We start from the raw sequence: 19,007 nt of genomic DNA, 5'->3' as shown, positions 1-19,007 counted from the left end.
CGAGCCTATCGGGTCGTCCACACCGTCACCGTTGACCCGGAGTCCCCCCTGAGAACTCTTCCCGCCTTGGGAAGCGTTGCTCCTTGTCGCGCTAGCGTGGACGATGCTCGACCACGAGCTGACCTGGCGATCACGCCACGTACCCACACAACGGAGGAACTCCCTTGTCACTCAAGAAGAAGAAGAACAAGATCGTCATCGAGGTGCCCACGCCGACCGAGCGCGCGCACGACGCGATCGATGCCGCCGTCGCCTTCTTGGCCCCCTATGTGCACACCGCACAGGAGCTGGCCGCAGAGTCCGCGGAGAAGTACGGGCCTGTCGCGTTGACGGCTGCCAAGTCCGCCGCGGGCCACGCGGCAGAAGCCGCCACCAAGGCGAAGGAGTCGCTGGCACCGCACGCCGACTCCGTGCTCAAGCAGGTCTCCCCCTACACCGATCAGGCCCGGAGCCGGGTCCAGGAAGACCTGGTGCCCAAGCTGGTCGCGCTCTTGCACGAGGCCGAGAAGCACCCCGCGGTGCAGGAGGCGAGCAAGCGAGGCGCCGCCGCTCTGGCCGCGGCCAAGGGGGAGGCGAGCCTGGCAGAGGTGGTGCATCCCAAGAAGAAGCGCAAGGTCGGCAAGACGATCGCCGGCTTGGTCGCAGCCACTGCCCTGTTGGCCGGCGCTGCCGTCGCCGTGCGCCAGTTCCTCACCTCGAAGGACTCGGGTTGGACGGCACATGAGCCCTCCGCCGCCTACACCCCTGGTGCCCGGGCCAGCGAGGAGGAGCCGGTGCAGACCTTCTCGGCCTCTGACCTGACCGAGGACGAAGCCGCGAACGCAGCCTTCGAGGATGCTGATGCAGCCTTCTCGCCGGACTCCGATGTTGCCTCGGAGGCCACCGCCGAGGCTCCGTCCTACGGTGAGGGCTCGTACGTGGGGGAGAACCCACCCGAGGGCTTCACCATCAAGGGCAATGAGCGCTCGATGAAGTTCCACCTGCCCGACTCGGGTGGCTACGACCGGACGATCGCCGATGTCTGGTTCGCCAACGAGGAGGCGGCAGAGAAGGCCGGGTTCACCCGCGCCCAGCGCTGACCCGCAGCTCGACACCGACGGCAAGGGCCGGTTCCCCGCGTGGGAACCGGCCCTTGTCGTCTCGTGTTGGGTCGTCTCGTGTTTGGGTCGTCTCGTGTGTGGGTCGTCTCGTGTGTGGGTCGTCTCGTGTGTGGGTCGTCTCGTGTGTGGGTCGTCTCGCGTTTGGGGTCGACCCCTGGGCAGGACGGGCCCGGTCAGGCGGTCGGGAGCGCCTGGGCGAGATCGGCGATGATGTCGTCCACGTGTTCGATGCCGATCGACAATCGCACCATCTCGGGGCGGACACCTGCCGCCACCAACTCCTCCTCGGTCAGTTGGGAGTGGGTGGTGGTGGCGTTGTGGATGGCCAAGGACTTCGCGTCGCCGATGTTCGCCAGGTGACTGAACAGCTTGAGACCCTCGATGAAGGCAGCGCCGGCCTCTCGTCCGCCCTTGAGACCGAACGCCACCAGACCACCGAAACCGCCGTCGAGGATGCGCTTGGCCACCTCATGGGACGGGTCGCCGGGCAGACCCGGATAGGTGACCCAGGCGACCGCCGGGTGCTGCGACAGGTACTCGGCAACGGCGAGGGCGTTGGACGAGTGCCGTTCCATCCTCAGGTGCAGGGTCTCGAGCCCCTGCAGCATCAGCCAGGCGTTCAGAGGGGCGATGGCCGCCCCGGTGTTGCGCAGCAGCACGGTGCGGGCGCGGATGATGAAGGCCGCAGGACCTGCCGCTTCCGTCCAGACGACGCCGTGGTACGCGCCGTCGGGTCCGGTGAGTGAGGGGAAGCGTTCGGAGTGGGCCGCCCAGTCGAACTTGCCCGAGTCGACGATGATGCCGCCCATGCTGGTGCCGTGGCCGCCCATGTACTTGGTGGCGGCGTGCACGACGATGTCGACGCCGTGGTCGAAGGCGCGCGTCAGGATGGGCGTCGGGACGGTGTTGTCGACCACGAAGGGCAGTCCGGCAGCGTGTGCCGCCTCGGCCCACGCATCGAGGTCGACCACGTTGAGGTTGGGGTTGCCGACGGTCTCGCCGAACACCAGCTTGGTGCGGTCGTCGACGTGCGCCGCCAGGTCCTCGGGCTTGGCGGGGTCGACGAACCGGGTCTCGATGCCGAACTGCGGCAGGGTGTGCGCGAACAGTGCGTACGTGCCGCCATAGAGGGTGGACAGGGCCACGATGTTGTCGCCCGCGCCGGCCAGCGTGAGCACGGCGTAGGTGACCGCGGCCGCCCCCGATGCCGTCGCCAGGGCCCCGACGCCGCCCTCAAGGGCATTGACCCTCTCCTCGAAGACGTTCTGGGTCGGGTTCATGATGCGGGTGTAGATGTTGCCGGAGGCGCGCAGGGCGAACAGGTCGGCCGCGTGCTCGGTCGAGTCGAACACGTAGCTGGTGGTCTGGTAGATCGGCACGGCACGGGCGTTCGTGGCCGGGTCGGCCTGCTCCTGGCCGGCGTGCACGGCGAGGGTTTCGGGGCGTGGGTTCATGACCACATTGCAGCCCACCCACGCGTCAGTTGGGCAGGCGCCCACGAAATCGGCTTGCAGGTTCGCGGACGACGAAAATCGTCCCCTCACAGACGCCCCCCGTTGCGGCTGTGACCCCCGCACGGCCCTAGGGTTCAGGGCGTGAACGGGGCATGGACTGCAGCGGCTGGAGCCCTCAGCTGCTCAGGCATCGCCCTGGCGGCGTGGTGGGCGGTCTCGCGACTCCCCGAACCCGACGAGGTCGATGAGCTGCCCCACCTTCCGCAGTCCCCGGCCTGGACGAAGCCGAGCTACGCCAGCGTCGCTCGCCGGCGGGGCTGGGTGGTGTCGACACTGCTGGTCGCTGCGCTGCTCGGAGCGTGGGCCAGCACCCTCGCCGAACCTTGGCCGTGGTTGGCCTGGGGCTCGGCGGGGCTGGTGCTGGTCACGGTCGACCTCGCGACGACCTATCTTCCGGTGCGGCTCCACTGGTGGGCGGCCGGGATGACCGTGGTGGGGGTGGCGGCGGTGCTCATCCGCGACCCAGCCCCGGGAAGAGTGCTGACCGTGGTGGCGGGAGCGGCGCTGGCGACCGCCTTCTTCTGGTTGGTGTGGCGCATCACCGGTGCGTTCGGGTTCGGGGACGTGCGTCTGGCGGTGCCGCTGGGCGCGCTGGCCGGCCTGTTGGGTTGGTCGGGTTGGTTCGGGGCGCTCCTGGCGGGCACGGCGCTGGGGGCGGTGCACGGGTTGCTGGTCTCGTTGTGGCGGCGTCGCCACCCCTCCGGGTTGGGCTCGGCCTTCCCCTACGGACCGGCGCTGTGGGTGGGCCCCTGGGTCGCCCTCGCCCTGACCTGAGCAGTCACCTGAGCTGAACACATCGGGCCCGAGCGGATCCGACCCGGCCTGACTGCCACTCAGCAGGGAATCAGACGCTGGCCTGACTCAGTTCGACCCATCGGTCCAACAGTCGCGAGCAGGCTCCGGAGTCGATGGCGGCGCGGGCCTCGTCGAGCCGCACCCGCAACTGGTCCACCAGCGGGGCATCGAGATCGGGGCCGTGGAAGGCGAGCAGCGCAGCCGCCGCGTTCAGCACCACGATGTCGCGCACGGGCCCGGTGGTGCCGGCGAACAGGTCCCGGACGACTTGCGCGTTGTGCTGCGGCGGGCCGCCCACCAGGTCCTGGCTGTGCGCTGGCTGCAGTCCGAGCTCGACGGGGTCGAGGGCGCTCTCGACGATGCGACCGTCGCGGAAGAGCCACACCTGTGAGTCGGTGGTGGTGGTGAGCTCGTCGAGGCCGTCACCGCCGTGGAACACGAGTCCCCGACCGCCGCGGCCGGCGAGCACTCCCGCCATCAGGGGTGCCATCCGTTCGTGCGCCACGCCCACGGCCTGGGCGAGGGGGCGCGCCGGGTTGGCCAGCGGGCCCAGGAAGTTGAAGGTGGTCTGGATCCCCAGCTCCTTGCGCGCCGAGGCCGCGTATCGCAGCGCCTGGTGGAACTTCGCCGCGAACAGGAAGGTGATGCCCAACTCGGCCAGGATGCCGGCGTGTGCCTCGACGGGAACGTCCAGACAGACGCCCAGGGCTTCGAGGCAGTCAGCGGTGCCGCACTGTGAGCTCGCTGCTCGGTTCCCGTGCTTGACCACCCTCGCGCCGGCCGCGGCAGCAACCATCGCAGCCATGGTCGAGACATTGACGGTGTTGGCGCGGTCGCCGCCGGAGCCGACGACGTCGACGGCCTCACGGTTCAGATCGATCTGGGCGGCGCGCGACAGCATGGCGTCGGCCAGCCCTGAGACCTCGTCGATGGTCTCGCCCTTGCTGCGCAGCGCGACGGCGAATCCGGCGATCTGCACCGGCGTGGAGTCACCCGACAGCACCTGGTCCATCGCCCAGCGCGCTGCTGGCAGGTCCAGGTCCTGACCACTGACCAGGGAGGTCAGCACGTCCGGCCAGGTGTGGGCGATGCCCATCAGTGGGTGACCTCGAGGCCCGCCCGATGGCGGCGCACGAGGTCGGCGGCGGCCTGCGGCAGCCGTATCGGGTCGACGGGCAGGGCCTGGATGGCGTCCGCCTTCGACCAGGTCGCCAACCAGGCGTCAGCCACCCGCTGCACCAGCACCAGCACCGGAGGGCAGTTGGGCACCTCGTCCTTGAGTTGGTAGGCCAGGCCCATGCCGCCGTGGGGAACAGCCTCACCGTCGAAGATCAGCAGGTCGTACGCGTTCTGGTCGACGGCGCGGACGGTGGCGTCGGGCGTGGCGGTGTCGAAGATCTCGAGGTCGGGCAGGTCCGCACCGAGACGCCGGCCCAGGGCCAGTCGGATCTGGTCGCGGATGGTCCGGTCGTCGGAGTAGACCAGAACCTTGAGCGTGTCGGGCGTCGCCTCAGTTGACATCCATCGTCCTGTTCAGTGCGCAGCGGGGCTGCTCGGCTGGGGGTTCGTGGGGGTCGTGTCGTTGATGGCCGTTGCATCGGACGAGACGCCCTCGGCTGCATCGTACCGCTCACCACCGGGCCCGCCACTCGACGGTGTGCTCTCGTCCGCCCTGGAGGACCCGGGGGCACCACCGGCCAGGGTGGCCTCGCGCGCCTCCTGACGGTCAAGCGCTCGGTCGACCCGAGCCGCCTCACGTTGGGAGTCGCGGTACCAACTGATGGCCAGCGCCGACATCACCGTGACCATGGTGAAGTCTCCCGTCGCCCACAGGATGCCGCCGGCCCAGTTCTGGTCACGCAGGGGGCTGACTCCCCAGTCGCGGTGGAAGGACAGGTACCAGTCGCTGGCCAGCAGTCGGGTCGCCCCCATGATGGTCACACCGATGAAGGCGTGTCCAGGCATCTGCAGCATCACCAGCAACAACCGCAGCGGGTGCGGGAGCTTGTTCGGCAGCGGGTCGACACCGAGGATCGGCACGAAGAAGGCGACCCCGATCCACACCATCCAGGTGTGCAGCAGGTCATGGGCCCAGTCGTGGCGCAGCGTGATCTCGTAGAGACCGGTCATGTAGAGGGCGAAGGGATACCCCACCATGGCCAGGGTGTTCAACGGCGGGAACAGCAGCACCTTCGCCACCCAGGAGTGGAGCACTGCCACCAGCCACCTGCGCGGGCGAGTGGGCAGAGCGCGCAGGGCCAGCGTGACCGGTGCGGCCTGGGCAATGTTCACGCCTGCGAACATCGTCAGGATCATGTGCTGCACCATGTGCACCCAGAACAGCACGGTGTCGTAGACCCCGAGGAAGCCCATCGTCGCGAAGGCGAGCAGCGCCATGGCCACCAGCCACGAGAGCGTGCGGAACACCGGCCAGTGGTCGCCCCGTCGGCGCAGTCGCACCACACCGGCCACGTAGAGGGTGAGCGCGAGGACGATGAGGACGCCCCCCGGCCAGTTCCACGTCCAGGCAGTCGCGTAGCGCCAACCCGCGAGCGGGGCGACGGCCTCCCCCGGGTCGGTGTGCAGGGGCAGGAGCGCCAGGAAGGGGGGCATGGCCCTCATTGTCCCACCGCGAACCAGCCTCGTCCTCTGGGGCCCGAGCGGGTCAGGCTCAGCCCAACGGGACCCTGACGACCGCATCGGTGACCTGCGGACTCTCGCCGCCCAGCAGGTAGCCGGCGCCATTCCAGACGGTCACCGAGGCGTCGGCCAGCGGCGTCGGCAGGGTTCCGGCGTCGACGAAGCGTCCGGTACCCGGGTTCCACCACCACATCTGGTCGGTGAGCGTGTGGGGCGCGAGCCGTCCGCCGGCGATCAGCAGCGAATCCCCCGAGGCCATCACCTGGCTGTGGCCCAGGGCTCGGGGCAGGTGACCGCAGATGCGCGCGACCCCGGTGGCCACGTCGACGCACTGGATCACGGACAGTTCGTGCCCGTCGACCTCACCGCCCACGACGTAGGCGGTCTGGCCGATCAGGGCACCACCTGCGTAGCGCACCGGCCGCACGAGGTGGCCCAGCATGTGCAGACCCGAAGGCCCCGACAGCAACACGTCGGTGACCGCGCGGGTTCCGTCATAGCCGCCGATCACGAGGTCGCCGCCCGGCGTCGGCACCGTGGTCAGGTCGGAGCGGGTACCCGACAGGGGTGCGACCACTCGCCACGCCGACCCCTCGAGGCGTTGGACAGATCTCTGCTCCCTGCTGTTGCCCCCGCCGTAGACGGTCGGAGCACCGGGACCGTTGCCCCCGGCAGCGTCGTGCACCTTCACGGCCAGCCGGGGTCGCGGGGTGGTGGACCCGGTCCGGAGGTCGACGGCCACGACCAGGTCCGAGGAACTGTTGTCGGGTGGCATGCCGCCGGCGAGGGTGACGGTGGCCCCTGAACTGATCAGGGCGGTCCGTGAGATGGGGTACGGCAGCCGCCAGCCCAGGGTTGCTGCCCTCACCGTGTGGCCCGGGAGGGGACCTCCCGAGCGGGTGGGCTCCCGGCTGTGGGGACCGGCGGAGCTGGTCGTCCGGGCGCTGGGACGACCGGTCGTCGTGTTCTTCACGGGCGGGCGAGGGCTGGTGCCCGGCCCTGACGGCCCGGAGGTGGAACAAGCCGCCATCAGGCTCGAGGCGAGCGCCAGCGTCACCACGGTGAGGACGCCCACCGCCCGGGGGCGCAGTTGGGGCAGGGCTTGCCTCACCGCATGTTCCCGGTGTGGCCCAAGGAGTAACGACCGGGCTGTGGCCAGACGCAGAGACCGTGCGGGTTCACGTACCCGGACTTGATCCGGGCGACGAGGGTGCCGGTGGCGGTGTCGAAGCCGTACACCACCCCGTCATAGCGACCCGACAGCCACAACGTCCTCCCGTCGGCGGAGACCCCACCCATGTCGGGGCTGCCGCCCCCGGGGATCGTCCAGGTGTCGACGATGGCGTGGGTGGCGAAGTCGAGCACACTCACCTTCCCGGCGCCCCGGTCGGAGATGTAGAGGAGCTTCCCGTCACGCGACGGGTAGAGGCCGTGGGGGTGCTTGGGCATGCCGATCGTCCTCACCTGCCGGAAGGTCAGCGCATCGATCAGGCGCAGCTCATTGGTCCCCATGTCGGCGACGTAGAAGGTTCGACCATCGGGCGACAGTCGTACGTCCTGGGGCATCGACATGCCCATGTCGGAGGGTGCGGCGTCTCGGGCCGAGGCGGTGGGATCGAGCTTCATCCGGTCGACGATGCGGTGCTCGGTCGTCGAGATCTTCAGCAGTTCACCCGAGAACTCGCAGGTGACCACGAAGAAGCGACCGTTGGCCGAGAAGTCGGCATGGTTCGGTCCCTTGCAGGTGGGTTCCTGGATGCGGGTGGTCGGCTTGAACGTCTGCGGGTCGGCGAACTCGATCGTGTTGTGCTCCTCGACCATCACCACCGCCGACCTTCCGTCGGGGGTGAAGTACAGGTTGTAGGGCCGCGGCACCGGCAGGTCCTTCACCGTGTGGGTGGTGACCGGGTCGATCGAGGTCAACCGATTGGCCTGCGAGGAGTTCACCAGCAACCGGCTGAGGTCGTAGGAGGGGACGACGTGCTGGCTCAGGTAGCCCACCTTGAGCACCTCCACCACCTTGCGGGTGGTCTGGCTGATCACGGTGACGGTGCTGCCCTTGGCATCGGGCACGTACAACATCGCCGGGTCGTGGGCCACGGCCGGCGAGAGCATTCCTGCGCGGGTGCGGGAGTAGACATCGCGGCCGACCACTGGGGGCATCCCCGGCAGCGGGTCCGCGAAGGGGTCCTGGGCGTCGGCCGAGGGCCCGGACGAGGACGCCGAGGCACTCGAGGCGGGCCGAGCCGAACCGGACGCCGGCGCGGCAGTCGTGACTCGTCCGGACGTGGACGGGGCGGGGTCCCCGGTCGCGGTCGACGTGCCACACGCCGCAGTGATCATCAGTCCCATCACCACGAGTGCCGCTGCGCTCGGATTTCGCATGTGCCCTGCCCTTCAGGTGGATCAGCGGTGCGGAGGAACCGCCACCCGAAGCGTAGGAGCCGACCCCAACCCGCCGGGCCCTGGTCCACGAAGCCTGACGGCGGCTGCCACGTCCACTCCGGCCGACGAAACATGACCAATCCCTCATTTCCGGCCATAATGAGCCCGTGGCCACTACGCAGCAGAACCCGAGCGCCTTGGCGATCCCGCACGGGGCCGTGCACCCGATCGCTCCCGCTCGCCTGAACAAGCCCGTCGGACGACCGGAGACGGTGCCCCTGGGCACCTGGATCTGGCTGGCCAGTGAACTGATGTTCTTCGCTGCGCTGTTCGCCGCGTACTTCATGATTCGCGAGACGACCACCGGTCTGGCCCCGGCGGGCCAGGCGACCCTGTGGCAGACCCAGTCCCACCACCTCGACTTCCCGTACGCGGCGGTCAACACCTTGGTGCTGGTGCTCTCGTCGGTGACCTGCCAGATCGGGGTCCATGCTGCCGAGCACGGCAAGGTGAAGCGTTCCGGTGGGGCTTTCAACCTGGCCAAGTGGGGCATGCGTGAGTGGTACATCCTCACCTTCGTGATGGGGTCGATCTTCATCGCCGGGCAGGTGACCGAGTACGCCACGCTGATCAGCGAGGGACACACCATCTCGGCCAACGTGTACTTCTCGGCCTTCTTCCTCGCCACCGGGTTCCACGGTCTCCACGTCCTCGGCGGCCTGATCGCCTTCCTCTTCTGCCTCGGGCGCACCTACATGGCGCGCACCTTCACCCGCGAGCAGGCCGTCACGGCGATGGTCGTCTCGTACTACTGGCACTTCGTCGACGTGGTCTGGATCATCCTGTTCACGGTCATCTACGTGCTGCGCTGACCCAACCAACCCCGTCGACCAGGACACCGGTCGACGCAACCACCCAGTCGAGAGGTAAGGACACATCGTGGGATTTCTGTCCAAGCGACGCCGACACAAGGCCGCCAAGCCGCTGGCCATCGTGCTGGCGCTGTTCCTGATGGGTGCGTTGTACTCGCTCGTCTCCCCCGCCACCCAGTCACGCGCCGAGACGGCTTCGGCCGAGCAGGTGGCGCGCGGCAAGGAGTTGTTCCAGCAGACCTGTTCCTCCTGCCATGGCATGAACGGTGAGGGCACCACCGAGGCGCCGACCCTGCGCGGTGTCGGCGCGGCCTCGGTCGACTTCCAGATGGGCACCGGCCGCATGCCGATGGCTCGTCCCGAGGCACAGGCGCCCGCCAAGCGGACCCTGTACACCGATGAGGAGATCTCGGCGATCGCCGCCTACGTGGCCACGCTCGGCGAGGGCCCGGCCATCCCGTCCGCCGACCAGTACTCCGGCGAGGGCCTCAGCGCCGAGGAGCTCGCCCGCGGTGGCGAACTGTTCAAGACCAACTGCTCCGCCTGCCACAACTTCGAGGGCACCGGCGGCGCACTTCCGAACGGCAAGTACGCACCCCCGCTCACCAAGACCTCCGACAAGCACATCTACGAGGCGCTCCGCACCGGTCCGCAGCAGATGCCCGTCTTCGCCAAGGGCACCCTGAAGGACCAGGACGTCAAGGAGATCATTGGCTACCTCAACACCCTGCACGCGCAGGAGGACAACGGCGGCCTGACCCTGGGAGGCCTGGGCCCCGTGGGTGAGGGTTTCTGGGGCTGGATCATCGGTCTGGGTGGTTGCGTGACAGTGGCCCTGTGGTTGGCCAAGAAGGGAGCTCGAGCACGATGAGCGAGCACAACGGACTCACTCCCCGCCCCCACTCGGGTGACAACGGTGCGGGCGCGCATGACGCGAGCACCGCAATGGCGACCGTCGAACACGTCGGCCCCATCGCCGACCCGGGCCTGCCCCACGAGGGCCCCCGCTACACCGATGTGAACACCTCCGCCGGCAACCGTGCCTACGTCCAGGTGCTCGGCATGCTGGCCCTCGTGCCGCTGCTGGCCATCGCGTTCGTGGTCTGCTACTTCGCCGTCCCCAAGGACTGGGTCTTCGACTACGGGCCGTTGCACTCCAACGCCCTGCACCTGTCACTGGGTCTCACGGGCGGCCTGGCGGTGCTCCTGATCGGGCTCGCCTGCATCCACTGGGCCAAGCAGATCATGAACGACCACGAGATGGTCGAGATGCGCCATCCGGCCAGTTCCCCGGCCGAGGATCGCGCTGCCGTCGCCCAGATGTGGGACGAGGGGGCCGCCGACTCCGGTCTCGGTCGCCGCAAGCTGATCGGTGGTGCGCTCGTGGGCGCCGTCGGCACCATCCTGCTGCCCGTGGTGGTGATGTTCGCCGACATGGGACCGCACCCGGGCTCCGGACTGCGCGCCGCAACCATCGAGAAGACCCTGTGGGCCGAGGGCGTCAAGCTGGTCAACGACGTCACCTACGAACCCATCAAGGCCTCCGAGCTCGAGATCGGCTCCTTGGTCAACGCCGAGCCGGAGAACCTCAAGGACGAACACGGCGCCCAGTTCGTGCGGGAGAAGGCCAAGTCGCCGATCGTGATCGTGCGCATGGAACCCGAACGCATCAAGATCCCCGATTCGCGCAAGGACTGGCATGTCGCGGGGATCCTCGCCTACTCCAAGATCTGCACCCACGTGGGCTGCCCGATCTCGCTGTGGGAACGCACCACCCACCACCTGCTGTGCCCCTGTCACCAGTCGACCTTCGACCTCGGTGACTCCGGTGTGGTCGTCTTCGGCCCGGCAGCCCGCTCGCTGCCGCAGCTCCCGATCGCCGTCGACGGTGACGGGTTCCTGGTGGCGAAGTCCGACTTCACCGTCCCGGTGGGCCCCTCGTACTTCGAGCGTGACTCGCGCCACGACTACAAGAAGGGCGACAACTGATGGCCAGCCGTGCTGGAGTGACCGATCGCTCCGAGGCAACCGAGGTGCAGACCCCGGGCAAACCTCATGCCATGAAGCCCCTGTCGGGAGTCCTCGGCTGGGCTGACGACCGCCTCGGTCTGGCCACCGCCGGCAAGGGTGGCCTGCGCAAGGTGTTCCCCGACCACTGGTCCTTCCTGCTGGGCGAGGTCGCGCTGTACTCGTTCATCGTGCTGTTGCTGACCGGTGTCTTCCTGACCGTCTGGTTCAAGCCGTCGATGGCCGAGATCGACTACGAGGGTTCCTACCAGCTGCTCAAGGGCATCCAGATGTCCGAAGCGTTCGCCTCGACCCTCGACATCTCCTTCGACGTGCGTGGCGGCCTCCTGGTCCGCCAGATCCACCACTGGGCCGCCATCCTGTTCGTGGCTGCCGCCACTGCACACATGCTGCGTGTCTTCTTCACCGGAGCCTTCCGCAAGCCCCGCGAGGTGAACTGGCTGATCGGTGTCGGCCTGTTCGCGCTGGCCACCATCGAGGGTTTCGCCGGGTACTCGCTGCCCGACGACCTGCTGTCGGGAACCGGCCTGCGGTTCGTGGACGGGCTCATCCGCTCGATCCCGCTGATCGGCACGTGGGCGGAGTTCTTCGTCTTCGGCGGCGAGTTCCCGGGCACCTTGGTGATCCCGCGTCTCTACATGGTGCACATCCTGCTGGTGCCCGCCATCCTGCTGGGACTCATCGCCGGTCACATCGGCCTGGTCGTCTACCACAAGCACAGCCAGTACCCCGGCCCGGGGCGCACCGAGCAGAACGTCGTCGGCTACCCGATGTTCCCGGTCTACGCCGCGAAGGCAGGCGGTTTCTTCTTCGTGGTCTTCGGCATCCTGATGCTGATGGGCGGGTTCATGCAGATCAACCCCGTCTGGAAGTTCGGCCCGTACAACCCCGCCCAGGTGACCGCCGGCTCGCAGCCGGACTGGTACATGGGCTGGGTCGAGGGCGCCATCCGCATCATGCCCAACTGGGAATGGCACCTGGGTTCGACGACCTGGTCCTGGAACATCTTCCTGCCCGGTGTCGGCCTGATGGGGCTGCTGTTCACCGCCCTAGGCGTGTGGCCGTTCGTGGAACGCTGGATCACCGGCGACACGCGGAACCACCACCTGCTCGATCGTCCGCGCAATGCCCCGACCCGCACCGGGCTGGGAGTCGCCGGCATGACCTGCTACGCCATGTTCTGGCTGGCCGGGGGCAACGACATCATCGCCACGCACTTCCATGTCAGCCTGAACGTGGTCACCCACGTCATGCGGGTGGCCGTCTTCGTGGCGCCCGTGATCGCCTTCCTGATCGCCAAGCGCATCTGCCTGGCCCTTCAGCGGAGCGACCGCGAGCGGGTGTTGCACGGGTCGGAGACAGGCATCATCGAACGCTCGATCGATGGCAGCTACTCCGAACCGCACGCGCCCATCGACATCGATGCCGCGTACACCCTCACCCAGCACCCGGTCATCCCGGTGACCCAGGCCACTCCCGGTCTGGACGAGAACGGCGTCCCCGATCCGTCCCGCAAGGTGAGCCGATTGCGCGCCACCCTGTCGCACTGGTTCGCGGGCCACCAGATCCCCAAGCCCACCCGGGCCGAGATCGAGGCTGCCCACCACCACGGGGACGACGTCGACGGGGTGGACCCGCACGGGCCCGACCAGAACGGCGTCGACCAGAACGGCGTCGACCAGGACGGGGCGGATCGCGCCGTCGAGTCGGCCCAGAATCCGCGGGAACTCTCGGCTCGCCACTGAGCCAGGTCACAGCAACCATCGGCGGGATCCCACAGGGGTCCCGCCGATGCCTTTCCCAGACCTCCTGGCTTTCCCGCCCCGGTCCACCCCACTCCCCTGCGGTCCGACCATCCCCGCGCCACCAGTCGATCCCCGCACTGGCAGTCCCGGCCGAAGCGGCGGATCGTTGGATTCGTGAGAGAATCAACCACGTGCGTTTTCTGACTGAGCGGCCCGGGTACGACCTGACCTACAACGACGTGTTCATGGCACCCAACCGGTCCGTGGTTGGTTCCCGCCTCAACGTCGACCTCACCTCGACCGATGGGCTCAGCACGCCGCTGCCACTCGTGGTCGCCAACATGACCGCGATCTCGGGACGACGGATGGCCGAGACCATCGCACGTCGAGGCGGTATCGCCGTGCTCCCCCAGGACATCCCCACCGACGTGGTGGGTTCGTCCATCGCGCGCGTGAAGGCCGCCCACACCGTCTTCGACACCGCGATCACCGTGGGCCCGGACACCACCGTGGGCGAAGCCATGCTGCTCCTGCACAAGCGCGCCCACGGAGTGGTGATCGTCGTCGAGGACGGACGCCCCGTGGGCCAGGTCTCGCCCTTGGAGGCCGACGGTGTCGACCGCTTCGCGCAGGTGCACGAGGTGATGACCACCGACCTCACGCTCGTCTCACCCGATGACAGCCCCGAGGACGTCTTCAACGTGCTCAAGGAGCACCACCAGAAGGTGGCGCTCGCCGTCGACGGGGACGGACGACTGGTGGGACTGATGACCTCGCGCGGAGCCCTGCGCGCCGCCCTCTACACCCCAGCCCTCGACCCGCTCGGACACCTCATGATCGGGACCGCCGTCGGGATCAACGGTGACGTCCAGGCTCGCGCCCGGGCACTGCTGAAGGCCGGCGCCGACGTGCTGGTGATGGACACCGCCCACGGGCACCAGGAGAAGATGATCGACGCCCTCAGCAGGGTGCGGGAGGTGCGCGACGCCTTCCGCTCCGAGACCGGTCGCCGCATTCCCATGGTCGCCGGCAATGTCGTCACCCGTGAGGGAGTGCAGGACCTGATCGAGGTCGGCGCCGACGTCATCAAGGTCGGGGTCGGGCCGGGCGCGATGTGCACGACCCGCATGCAGACCGGCGTCGGTCGTCCGCAGTTCAGCGCTGTCCTGGAATGTGCCGAGGCCGCCCGCGAACTCGGCGGCTCCGTCTGGGCCGACGGTGGTGTGCGCCATCCCCGCGACGTCGCCCTTGCCCTGGCGGCCGGGGCCGGCTCGGTGATGATCGGGTCGTGGTTCGCCGGCACCCATGAGTCCACCGGTGAGATGCAGGTCGACCACCAGGGGCGCCAGTACAAGGAGTCCTTCGGCATGGCTTCCGCGCGTGCCGTCAGGCACCGGACGATGAACCAGTCGGCCTTCGACCGTGCCCGCGCCGCCCTCTTCGAGGAGGGCATCAGCTCGTCGCGGATGTACCTCGACGCCGCTCGTCCCGGCGTGGAAGACCTGGTCGACTGGATCACCTCGGGTGTCCGGTCGTCGTGCACCTACGCCGGTGCGGCCAATCTGACCGAGTTCGCGGAGAAGGCCGTCGTCGGTGTGCAGTCGGCCTCGGGCTACGACGAGGGACGACCGCTGCACGCGAGCTGGTGAACGGCTGTGCCCATCCCTGAATACCATGCCCGACTGCGCGAGAAGATCGGCAACGACCTGATCTGGGCTCCCGGCGTCTCGGTGCACATCCTGCGCGAACGCGACGGGGTGCTCGAGGTGCTGGTGCAGCAACGCTCCGACGACGGTGGCTGGAACCCCATCTGCGGTTCGGTGGATCCCGGCGAGGACCCCGACGTGTGCGCCGTCAGGGAGGCGATGGAGGAGGCGGGCATCGCCATCACCATCGACGCGCTGTTGGCGGTGAGGGCGCTCCCCCACCACACCATCGCCGGCAACGGCCACCAGGTGCAGTACCTCGATCTGGCTTTCGTCGGACGACCGGTGGGTGACGGCCAGGACGCCCACGTGGCCGATGAGGAGTCCTTGGCGATCGAGTGGCGCCCGGTCGGCGACCTGCCGCCGATGCCGGAGCGGCATCGACTCTCACTCCAGTGGGCCATCGATCACAGGACCGGCGGCGGGACCCCCGGGGTCAGGTTCGGGCTGGACGAGCCGCGCCTGCTCTGAGGCCCCTGGCGGCTCGGGAGGCCATCCCATGTCGGCCTCAGCCCCTTGGCACCATCAGCGCCCCGGACCCGCCCAGGCCCGGGGACCGCACCGAGTTCAGTGGGCGTAGTCGCCGCGGTAGTACTCGAAGATGAGCCCGCTGGCAGCCCAGTAGCCGACGGCAATGCCGATCAGCGAGATCCACCAGCCGAACACCGGCCCGAGGAAGATCACCGTGATCGACAGCGCGCACCAGAAGGGCCAGATGCTCCTCGGGGGGAAGAACCCCAGGGTGCCCGCGCCGTGCACGATCTCGCCCTCGGGATCGTCCTCGGGGCGTGGCCCACCGATCTCACGGCCGATGATCGCCAGGTAGACGAACAGGGTCATGTTCAGCAACATGGCCAGGCTGAGGGCAGTGGTGCCCGCCACCTCGTGGGACGAGAAGTAGTAGATGGGCGCGGTGAGCATGAAGAAGATCATCATGGTGCCGAACACCCACGCCTCGGCCGAGAGGGCCCGGCGAACGCGCTGGCCCTTGCCCTCAGCCCTCTTGCGGTAGTCGGTCCGGCTCACAGTGCCTGCTCCTTGTCGAGAATCTGCTGGCCCTCGATGATCTGGGCCACCGCCGGCTTGTCGGCCGTTCCCTCGGGCTCACCGGCCAGTTCCGGGTGCGCCGCGTCGAAGGCGGGGTAGGGCGAACGGATGCGGGGAAGTCGGCTGAAGTTGTGCCGGGGCGGAGGGCACGACGTGGCCCACTCCAGCGACCGGCCCCAGCCCCAGGGGTCGTCCACGGTGACCTTGGGGCCCCGCCGCGAGATCCACACGTTGATGAAGAAGGGGATGAAGCTCACCCCGAGCAGGAACGCGCCGAAGGTCGAGACCTGGTTCAGGGTCGTGAAACCCTCCCACGCGCCGTAGTCGGCGATGCGTCGCTGCATGCCCTCGACGCCCAGCCAGTGCTGCACCAGGAAGGTGGTGTGGAAGCCCACGAACAGCAACCAGAAGTGGATCTTGCCCCAGGTGTCGTCGAGCATGCGGCCGGTGAACTTGGGCCACCAGTAGTAGTAGCCCGCGAACATCGCGAACACCACGGTGCCGAACAGCACGTAGTGGAAGTGCGCGACCACGAAGTAGGTGTCGGAGACGTTGAAGTCGAGCGGGGGGCTGGCGAGGATGATGCCGGTCAGTCCGCCGAACAGGAAGGTGGTCAGGAAGCCAAGCGCCCAGAGCATGGGGGTGTCGAAGCTGATCGACCCGCCCCACATGGTGCCGATCCAGTTGAAGAACTTGACGCCGGTGGGCACCGCGATCAGGAACGTCATGAAGCTGAAGAACGGCAGGCTCACGGCACCGGTCACGAACATGTGGTGGGCCCAGACCGCGACCGACAGCATGCCGATACCCAAGGTGGCGAAGACCAGTCCGACGTAGCCGAACACGGGCTTGCGGCTGAACACCGGGAGCACCTCGGTGATGATGCCGAAGAACGGCAGGGCGACGATGTAGACCTCGGGGTGGCCGAAGAACCAGAACAGGTGCTGCCACAAGATCGGGCCACCATTGGCCGCGTCGAAGATGTGGCTGCCGAGCACACGGTCGGCCAGCAGCACCAGCAGGCCGGCGGCCAGCACGGGGAAGACCAGCAACACCATGATCGAGGTGATCAGGATGTTCCAGGTGAAGATGGGCATCCGGAACATGGTCATGCCGGGGGCACGCATCGTGATGATGGTGGTGACGAAGTTGACCGCGCCCATGATCGAGCTGAGGCCCAGCACGTAGAGGCCGACGATCCACAGGTTGCCGCCGACGCCGGGTGAGTTGATGGCGTCCGAGAGCGGGGCATAGGCGAACCAGCCGAACGAGGCCGCTCCCGAGGGGCTGAGGAAGCCCGAGCAGGCCACGATGGACCCGAACAGGTACAGCCAGTACGAGAACATGTTCAACCGCGGGAACGCGACGTCAGGGGCACCGATCTGCAGCGGCATGATCGCGTTGGCGAAGCCTGCGAACAGCGGGGTCGCGAACATCAGCAGCATGATCGTGCCGTGCATCGTGAACAGCTGGTTGAACACTTCCTGGTGCATGAACTGCAGACCCGGGGCAGCCAGCTCGAGGCGGATGCCGAGCGCGAGCAGACCACCGAAGCAGAAGAAGAACATGGTGGTGACGAAGTACAGGTTGCCGATCTTCTTGTGATCGGTGGTGGTCATGTACTCGAGGACCTTGGATCCCAAGCCGTGGGTGCGAGGTGCGACCTCGTTTACCACGTTGCGGGTGACGGCACTCACTTGCCCTCCTCCTGAGGAGTTTCGGACGGAAGAGCAGTGGCCGAGACCGGCGGAACGATCTCACCGGTGTTGCCGGCTGCCTTCAGCTTGCTCATCTCCTGGTTGTAGGTCTTCTCGTCGACGACCTTGACCTTGAAGATCATGTGGGCGTGGTAGGTGCCGCACAATTCGGCGCACTTGCCGTCGTACTCCCCGATCTTGGTGGGGGTCACGTCGAAGGAGTTCGGGTGCCCCGGGATCACGTCGAGCTTGAAGTAGAACGCCGGGATCCAGAAGGAGTGGATGACGTCGGCGGACTTGAGGTTGAACCGGACCGTCTTGCCCTCCTGCAGGTACAGGGTGGGGATCTGCGACATGGTGCCGACCGTGTGGACCGTCTCACCGACGGCCGGGTTGTCCTTCTCCATGTAGTTGAAGGTCCACGACCACTTCTGACCGACGACGTTGATCGTCTTGTCGGGCTGGTCGACCTTGGCCAGGGTGTCGTTCTGCGCCCGGATCGTGAAGAAGAAGAGCACGCCGATGATCAGGAAGGGCACGAGCGTGTAGAGGAGCTCCATCGGCAGGTGGTACTTCGACTGCCGGGGCACCTGGTTGGTGCGAGTGCGACGGAACCGGATGATGGCGTAGAAGATCAGGCCCCAGACCAGGACGCCGACCGTGAGGCTGGCGATCCAGGCGCCGACCCAGAGGTTGCCCATGTGGGGTGCACGGTCGGACGCGGGCGGGAGCAGACCGAAGCGGGCGGCCTGCTGCTGGGTCTCCTGGCTGCAACCTGCCAGGGCGAGCAGGGCCAGGGCCCCGCCCACGGTGGCGAGGCGCTTCGCGCTACGCATACGGTTCACACCCCGCACACTAACGCATATAGGCCTTCCCGGTCTCGCCCGCCAACGGGTGCGGTCGTAGGATGGGAAAGCCGTGCCGACCGCGCTTTTTGCGCGGCCGGCACGGCTGTGTTGGGGGGCTGCCGACTCAGTGGAACGAGTCGCCACATGCGCACGAGCCCTGCGCGTTGGGGTTGTCGATGGTGAAGCCCTGCTTCTCGATCGTGTCGACGAAATCGATGGTGGCGCCCGACAGGTATGGGGCGCTCATGCGGTCGGTCACGACACTGACGGAGCCATAGGTCTTGGTGACGTCGCCGTCGAGCTGACGCTCGTCGAAGAACAACTGGTAGCGCAGGCCGGAGCAGCCGCCGGGCTGCACGGCGACGCGCAGTGCCAGGTCGTCACGACCCTCGCCGTCGAGCAGTGCCTTCACCTTGGCCGCGGCCTCGTCGGTGAGGGCGATGCCGGCGACCTGGGACTCGGTATCGACCTGGGACTCGGTGGTGGTGGTCATGGATGTCCTCTCGGGTGACAACTGTGGTGGGCCGATGCGTCCGGCCTCCACCTCAATCGCTCAACCCGCCGCCGGTCCCGCGTATTCCCGGGGGGTGACGTGTTGGGCTGCGCAAGAGTCTACCGCCGACGCCCATC

At 67.9% G+C, this 19,007-nt stretch carries 18 protein-coding genes; 8 read left to right on the top strand and 10 right to left on the bottom strand.

The window, feature by feature from the left end; genetic code table 11:
- The first annotated feature begins 164 nt into the window (after positions 1–164).
- A complete protein-coding gene (locus H507_RS0105345; RefSeq protein WP_022909693.1) occupies positions 165–1,079 on the top strand; it encodes a sunset domain-containing protein in 915 nt (304 codons plus the stop codon).
- A 194-nt stretch (positions 1,080–1,273) separates the two neighbouring features.
- Here H507_RS0105345 and H507_RS0105340 read toward each other — a convergent pair whose 3' ends face one another.
- A complete protein-coding gene (locus H507_RS0105340) occupies positions 1,274–2,554 on the bottom strand; it encodes an O-acetylhomoserine aminocarboxypropyltransferase/cysteine synthase family protein (protein WP_022909692.1) in 1,281 nt (426 codons plus the stop codon).
- A 141-nt stretch (positions 2,555–2,695) separates the two neighbouring features.
- On the opposite strand from H507_RS0105340, the gene H507_RS0105335 reads away from it, so the two are divergent.
- Positions 2,696–3,388, top strand: coding sequence for an A24 family peptidase (locus H507_RS0105335; RefSeq protein WP_022909691.1), 693 nt, complete (start codon positions 2,696–2,698; stop codon positions 3,386–3,388).
- A gap of 70 nt (positions 3,389–3,458) precedes the next feature.
- Here the strand turns inward: H507_RS0105335 and trpD are convergent, their stop codons facing one another.
- Genes trpD through H507_RS0105310 form a run of 5 tightly spaced genes read right to left on the bottom strand, consistent with a single transcriptional unit; the run spans position 3,459 to position 8,434 of the window.
- On the bottom strand, positions 3,459–4,505 hold the full coding sequence (trpD, locus tag H507_RS0105330) for an anthranilate phosphoribosyltransferase (protein WP_022909690.1): 1,047 nt from the start codon (positions 4,503–4,505) through the stop codon (positions 3,459–3,461).
- Entirely contained in the window at positions 4,505–4,930 is a 426-nt protein-coding gene (locus H507_RS0105325) for a hypothetical protein (RefSeq protein ID WP_022909689.1), read from the bottom strand. The genes trpD and H507_RS0105325 overlap by 1 nt, the downstream gene beginning before the upstream one ends.
- 12 nt (positions 4,931–4,942) lie before the next feature.
- Positions 4,943–6,022: a cytochrome c oxidase assembly protein gene (locus H507_RS14930; protein WP_022909688.1), complete on the bottom strand. Its 1,080-nt coding sequence runs from the start codon at positions 6,020–6,022 to the stop codon at positions 4,943–4,945.
- A gap of 58 nt (positions 6,023–6,080) precedes the next feature.
- Positions 6,081–7,160 (bottom strand): Kelch repeat-containing protein, encoded by a 1,080-nt coding sequence (locus H507_RS0105315; protein WP_022909687.1) that lies wholly within the window; start codon positions 7,158–7,160, stop codon positions 6,081–6,083.
- Entirely contained in the window at positions 7,157–8,434 is a 1,278-nt protein-coding gene (locus tag H507_RS0105310) for a YncE family protein (protein WP_026377812.1), read from the bottom strand. The genes H507_RS0105315 and H507_RS0105310 overlap by 4 nt, the downstream gene beginning before the upstream one ends.
- Positions 8,435–8,601: 167 nt before the next feature.
- Here H507_RS0105310 and ctaE point away from each other — a divergent pair, with 167 nt between their 5' ends.
- The 6 genes from ctaE to H507_RS14920 all read left to right on the top strand — a co-directional run bounded on the left by ctaE (position 8,602) and on the right by H507_RS14920 (position 15,256).
- Positions 8,602–9,306 carry an aa3-type cytochrome oxidase subunit III gene (gene ctaE / locus H507_RS0105305; protein ID WP_022909685.1) on the top strand — a complete coding sequence of 235 codons (705 nt, stop codon included), beginning with the start codon at positions 8,602–8,604 and terminating at the stop codon, positions 9,304–9,306.
- A gap of 67 nt (positions 9,307–9,373) precedes the next feature.
- Entirely contained in the window at positions 9,374–10,177 is an 804-nt protein-coding gene (gene qcrC / locus H507_RS0105300; RefSeq protein WP_022909684.1) for a cytochrome bc1 complex diheme cytochrome c subunit, read from the top strand.
- 74 nt (positions 10,178–10,251) lie between these two features.
- Positions 10,252–11,295 carry a cytochrome bc1 complex Rieske iron-sulfur subunit gene (gene qcrA, locus H507_RS0105295; RefSeq protein ID WP_026377810.1) on the top strand — a complete coding sequence of 348 codons (1,044 nt, stop codon included), beginning with the start codon at positions 10,252–10,254 and terminating at the stop codon, positions 11,293–11,295.
- 71 nt (positions 11,296–11,366) lie between these two features.
- Positions 11,367–13,079: a cytochrome bc1 complex cytochrome b subunit gene (qcrB, locus tag H507_RS14925; protein WP_211217316.1), complete on the top strand. Its 1,713-nt coding sequence runs from the start codon at positions 11,367–11,369 to the stop codon at positions 13,077–13,079.
- A gap of 191 nt (positions 13,080–13,270) precedes the next feature.
- Positions 13,271–14,728 (top strand): GuaB1 family IMP dehydrogenase-related protein, encoded by a 1,458-nt coding sequence (locus H507_RS0105285; RefSeq protein ID WP_022909681.1) that lies wholly within the window; start codon positions 13,271–13,273, stop codon positions 14,726–14,728.
- Positions 14,729–14,734: 6 nt separating this feature from the next.
- The gene (locus tag H507_RS14920; RefSeq protein WP_022909680.1) at positions 14,735–15,256 is read left to right on the top strand and encodes an NUDIX domain-containing protein; all 522 of its coding nucleotides are present in this window, start codon (positions 14,735–14,737) and stop codon (positions 15,254–15,256) included.
- 96 nt (positions 15,257–15,352) lie between these two features.
- On the opposite strand, the gene H507_RS0105275 is transcribed toward H507_RS14920, so the two are convergent.
- The 4 genes from H507_RS0105275 to H507_RS0105260 form a co-directional block, all read right to left on the bottom strand.
- Complete coding sequence (locus H507_RS0105275; protein ID WP_022909679.1) at positions 15,353–15,811, bottom strand: cytochrome c oxidase subunit 4; 459 nt, start codon at positions 15,809–15,811, stop codon at positions 15,353–15,355.
- Complete coding sequence (gene ctaD / locus H507_RS14915; RefSeq protein ID WP_040437887.1) at positions 15,808–17,508, bottom strand: aa3-type cytochrome oxidase subunit I; 1,701 nt, start codon at positions 17,506–17,508, stop codon at positions 15,808–15,810. Before ctaD ends, H507_RS0105275 begins: the two co-directional genes overlap by 4 nt.
- A 17-nt stretch (positions 17,509–17,525) precedes the next feature.
- Positions 17,526–18,365: an aa3-type cytochrome oxidase subunit II gene (ctaC, locus tag H507_RS0105265; RefSeq protein ID WP_022909677.1), complete on the bottom strand. Its 840-nt coding sequence runs from the start codon at positions 18,363–18,365 to the stop codon at positions 17,526–17,528.
- A gap of 136 nt (positions 18,366–18,501) precedes the next feature.
- A complete protein-coding gene (locus tag H507_RS0105260) occupies positions 18,502–18,870 on the bottom strand; it encodes a HesB/IscA family protein (protein ID WP_022909676.1) in 369 nt (122 codons plus the stop codon).
- Positions 18,871–19,007 lie beyond the last annotated feature (137 nt).

The organism is Aestuariimicrobium kwangyangense DSM 21549 (genome assembly GCF_000421525.1).
Lineage (GTDB): Bacteria > Actinomycetota > Actinomycetes > Propionibacteriales > Propionibacteriaceae > Aestuariimicrobium > Aestuariimicrobium kwangyangense.
This window is presented reverse-complemented; position numbering and strand designations above follow the sequence as displayed.

Bases quoted from the DNA above. Each gene is read 5' to 3' on its own strand.
- H507_RS0105340 (WP_022909692.1), bottom strand. From the start codon at position 2,554: ATGAACCCACGCCCCGAAACCCTCGCCGTGCACGCCGGCCAGGAGCAG.
- trpD (WP_022909690.1), bottom strand. From the start codon at position 4,505: ATGGGCATCGCCCACACCTGGCCGGACGTGCTGACCTCCCTGGTCAGT.
- H507_RS0105325 (WP_022909689.1), bottom strand. From the start codon at position 4,930: ATGTCAACTGAGGCGACGCCCGACACGCTCAAGGTTCTGGTCTACTCC.
- H507_RS14930 (WP_022909688.1), bottom strand. From the start codon at position 6,022: ATGCCCCCCTTCCTGGCGCTCCTGCCCCTGCACACCGACCCGGGGGAG.
- H507_RS0105310 (WP_026377812.1), bottom strand. From the start codon at position 8,434: ATGCGAAATCCGAGCGCAGCGGCACTCGTGGTGATGGGACTGATGATC.
- qcrA (WP_026377810.1), top strand. From the start codon at position 10,252: ATGGCGACCGTCGAACACGTCGGCCCCATCGCCGACCCGGGCCTGCCC.
- qcrB (WP_211217316.1), top strand. From the start codon at position 11,367: ATGAAGCCCCTGTCGGGAGTCCTCGGCTGGGCTGACGACCGCCTCGGT.
- ctaC (WP_022909677.1), bottom strand. From the start codon at position 18,365: ATGCGTAGCGCGAAGCGCCTCGCCACCGTGGGCGGGGCCCTGGCCCTG.
- H507_RS0105260 (WP_022909676.1), bottom strand. From the start codon at position 18,870: ATGACCACCACCACCGAGTCCCAGGTCGATACCGAGTCCCAGGTCGCC.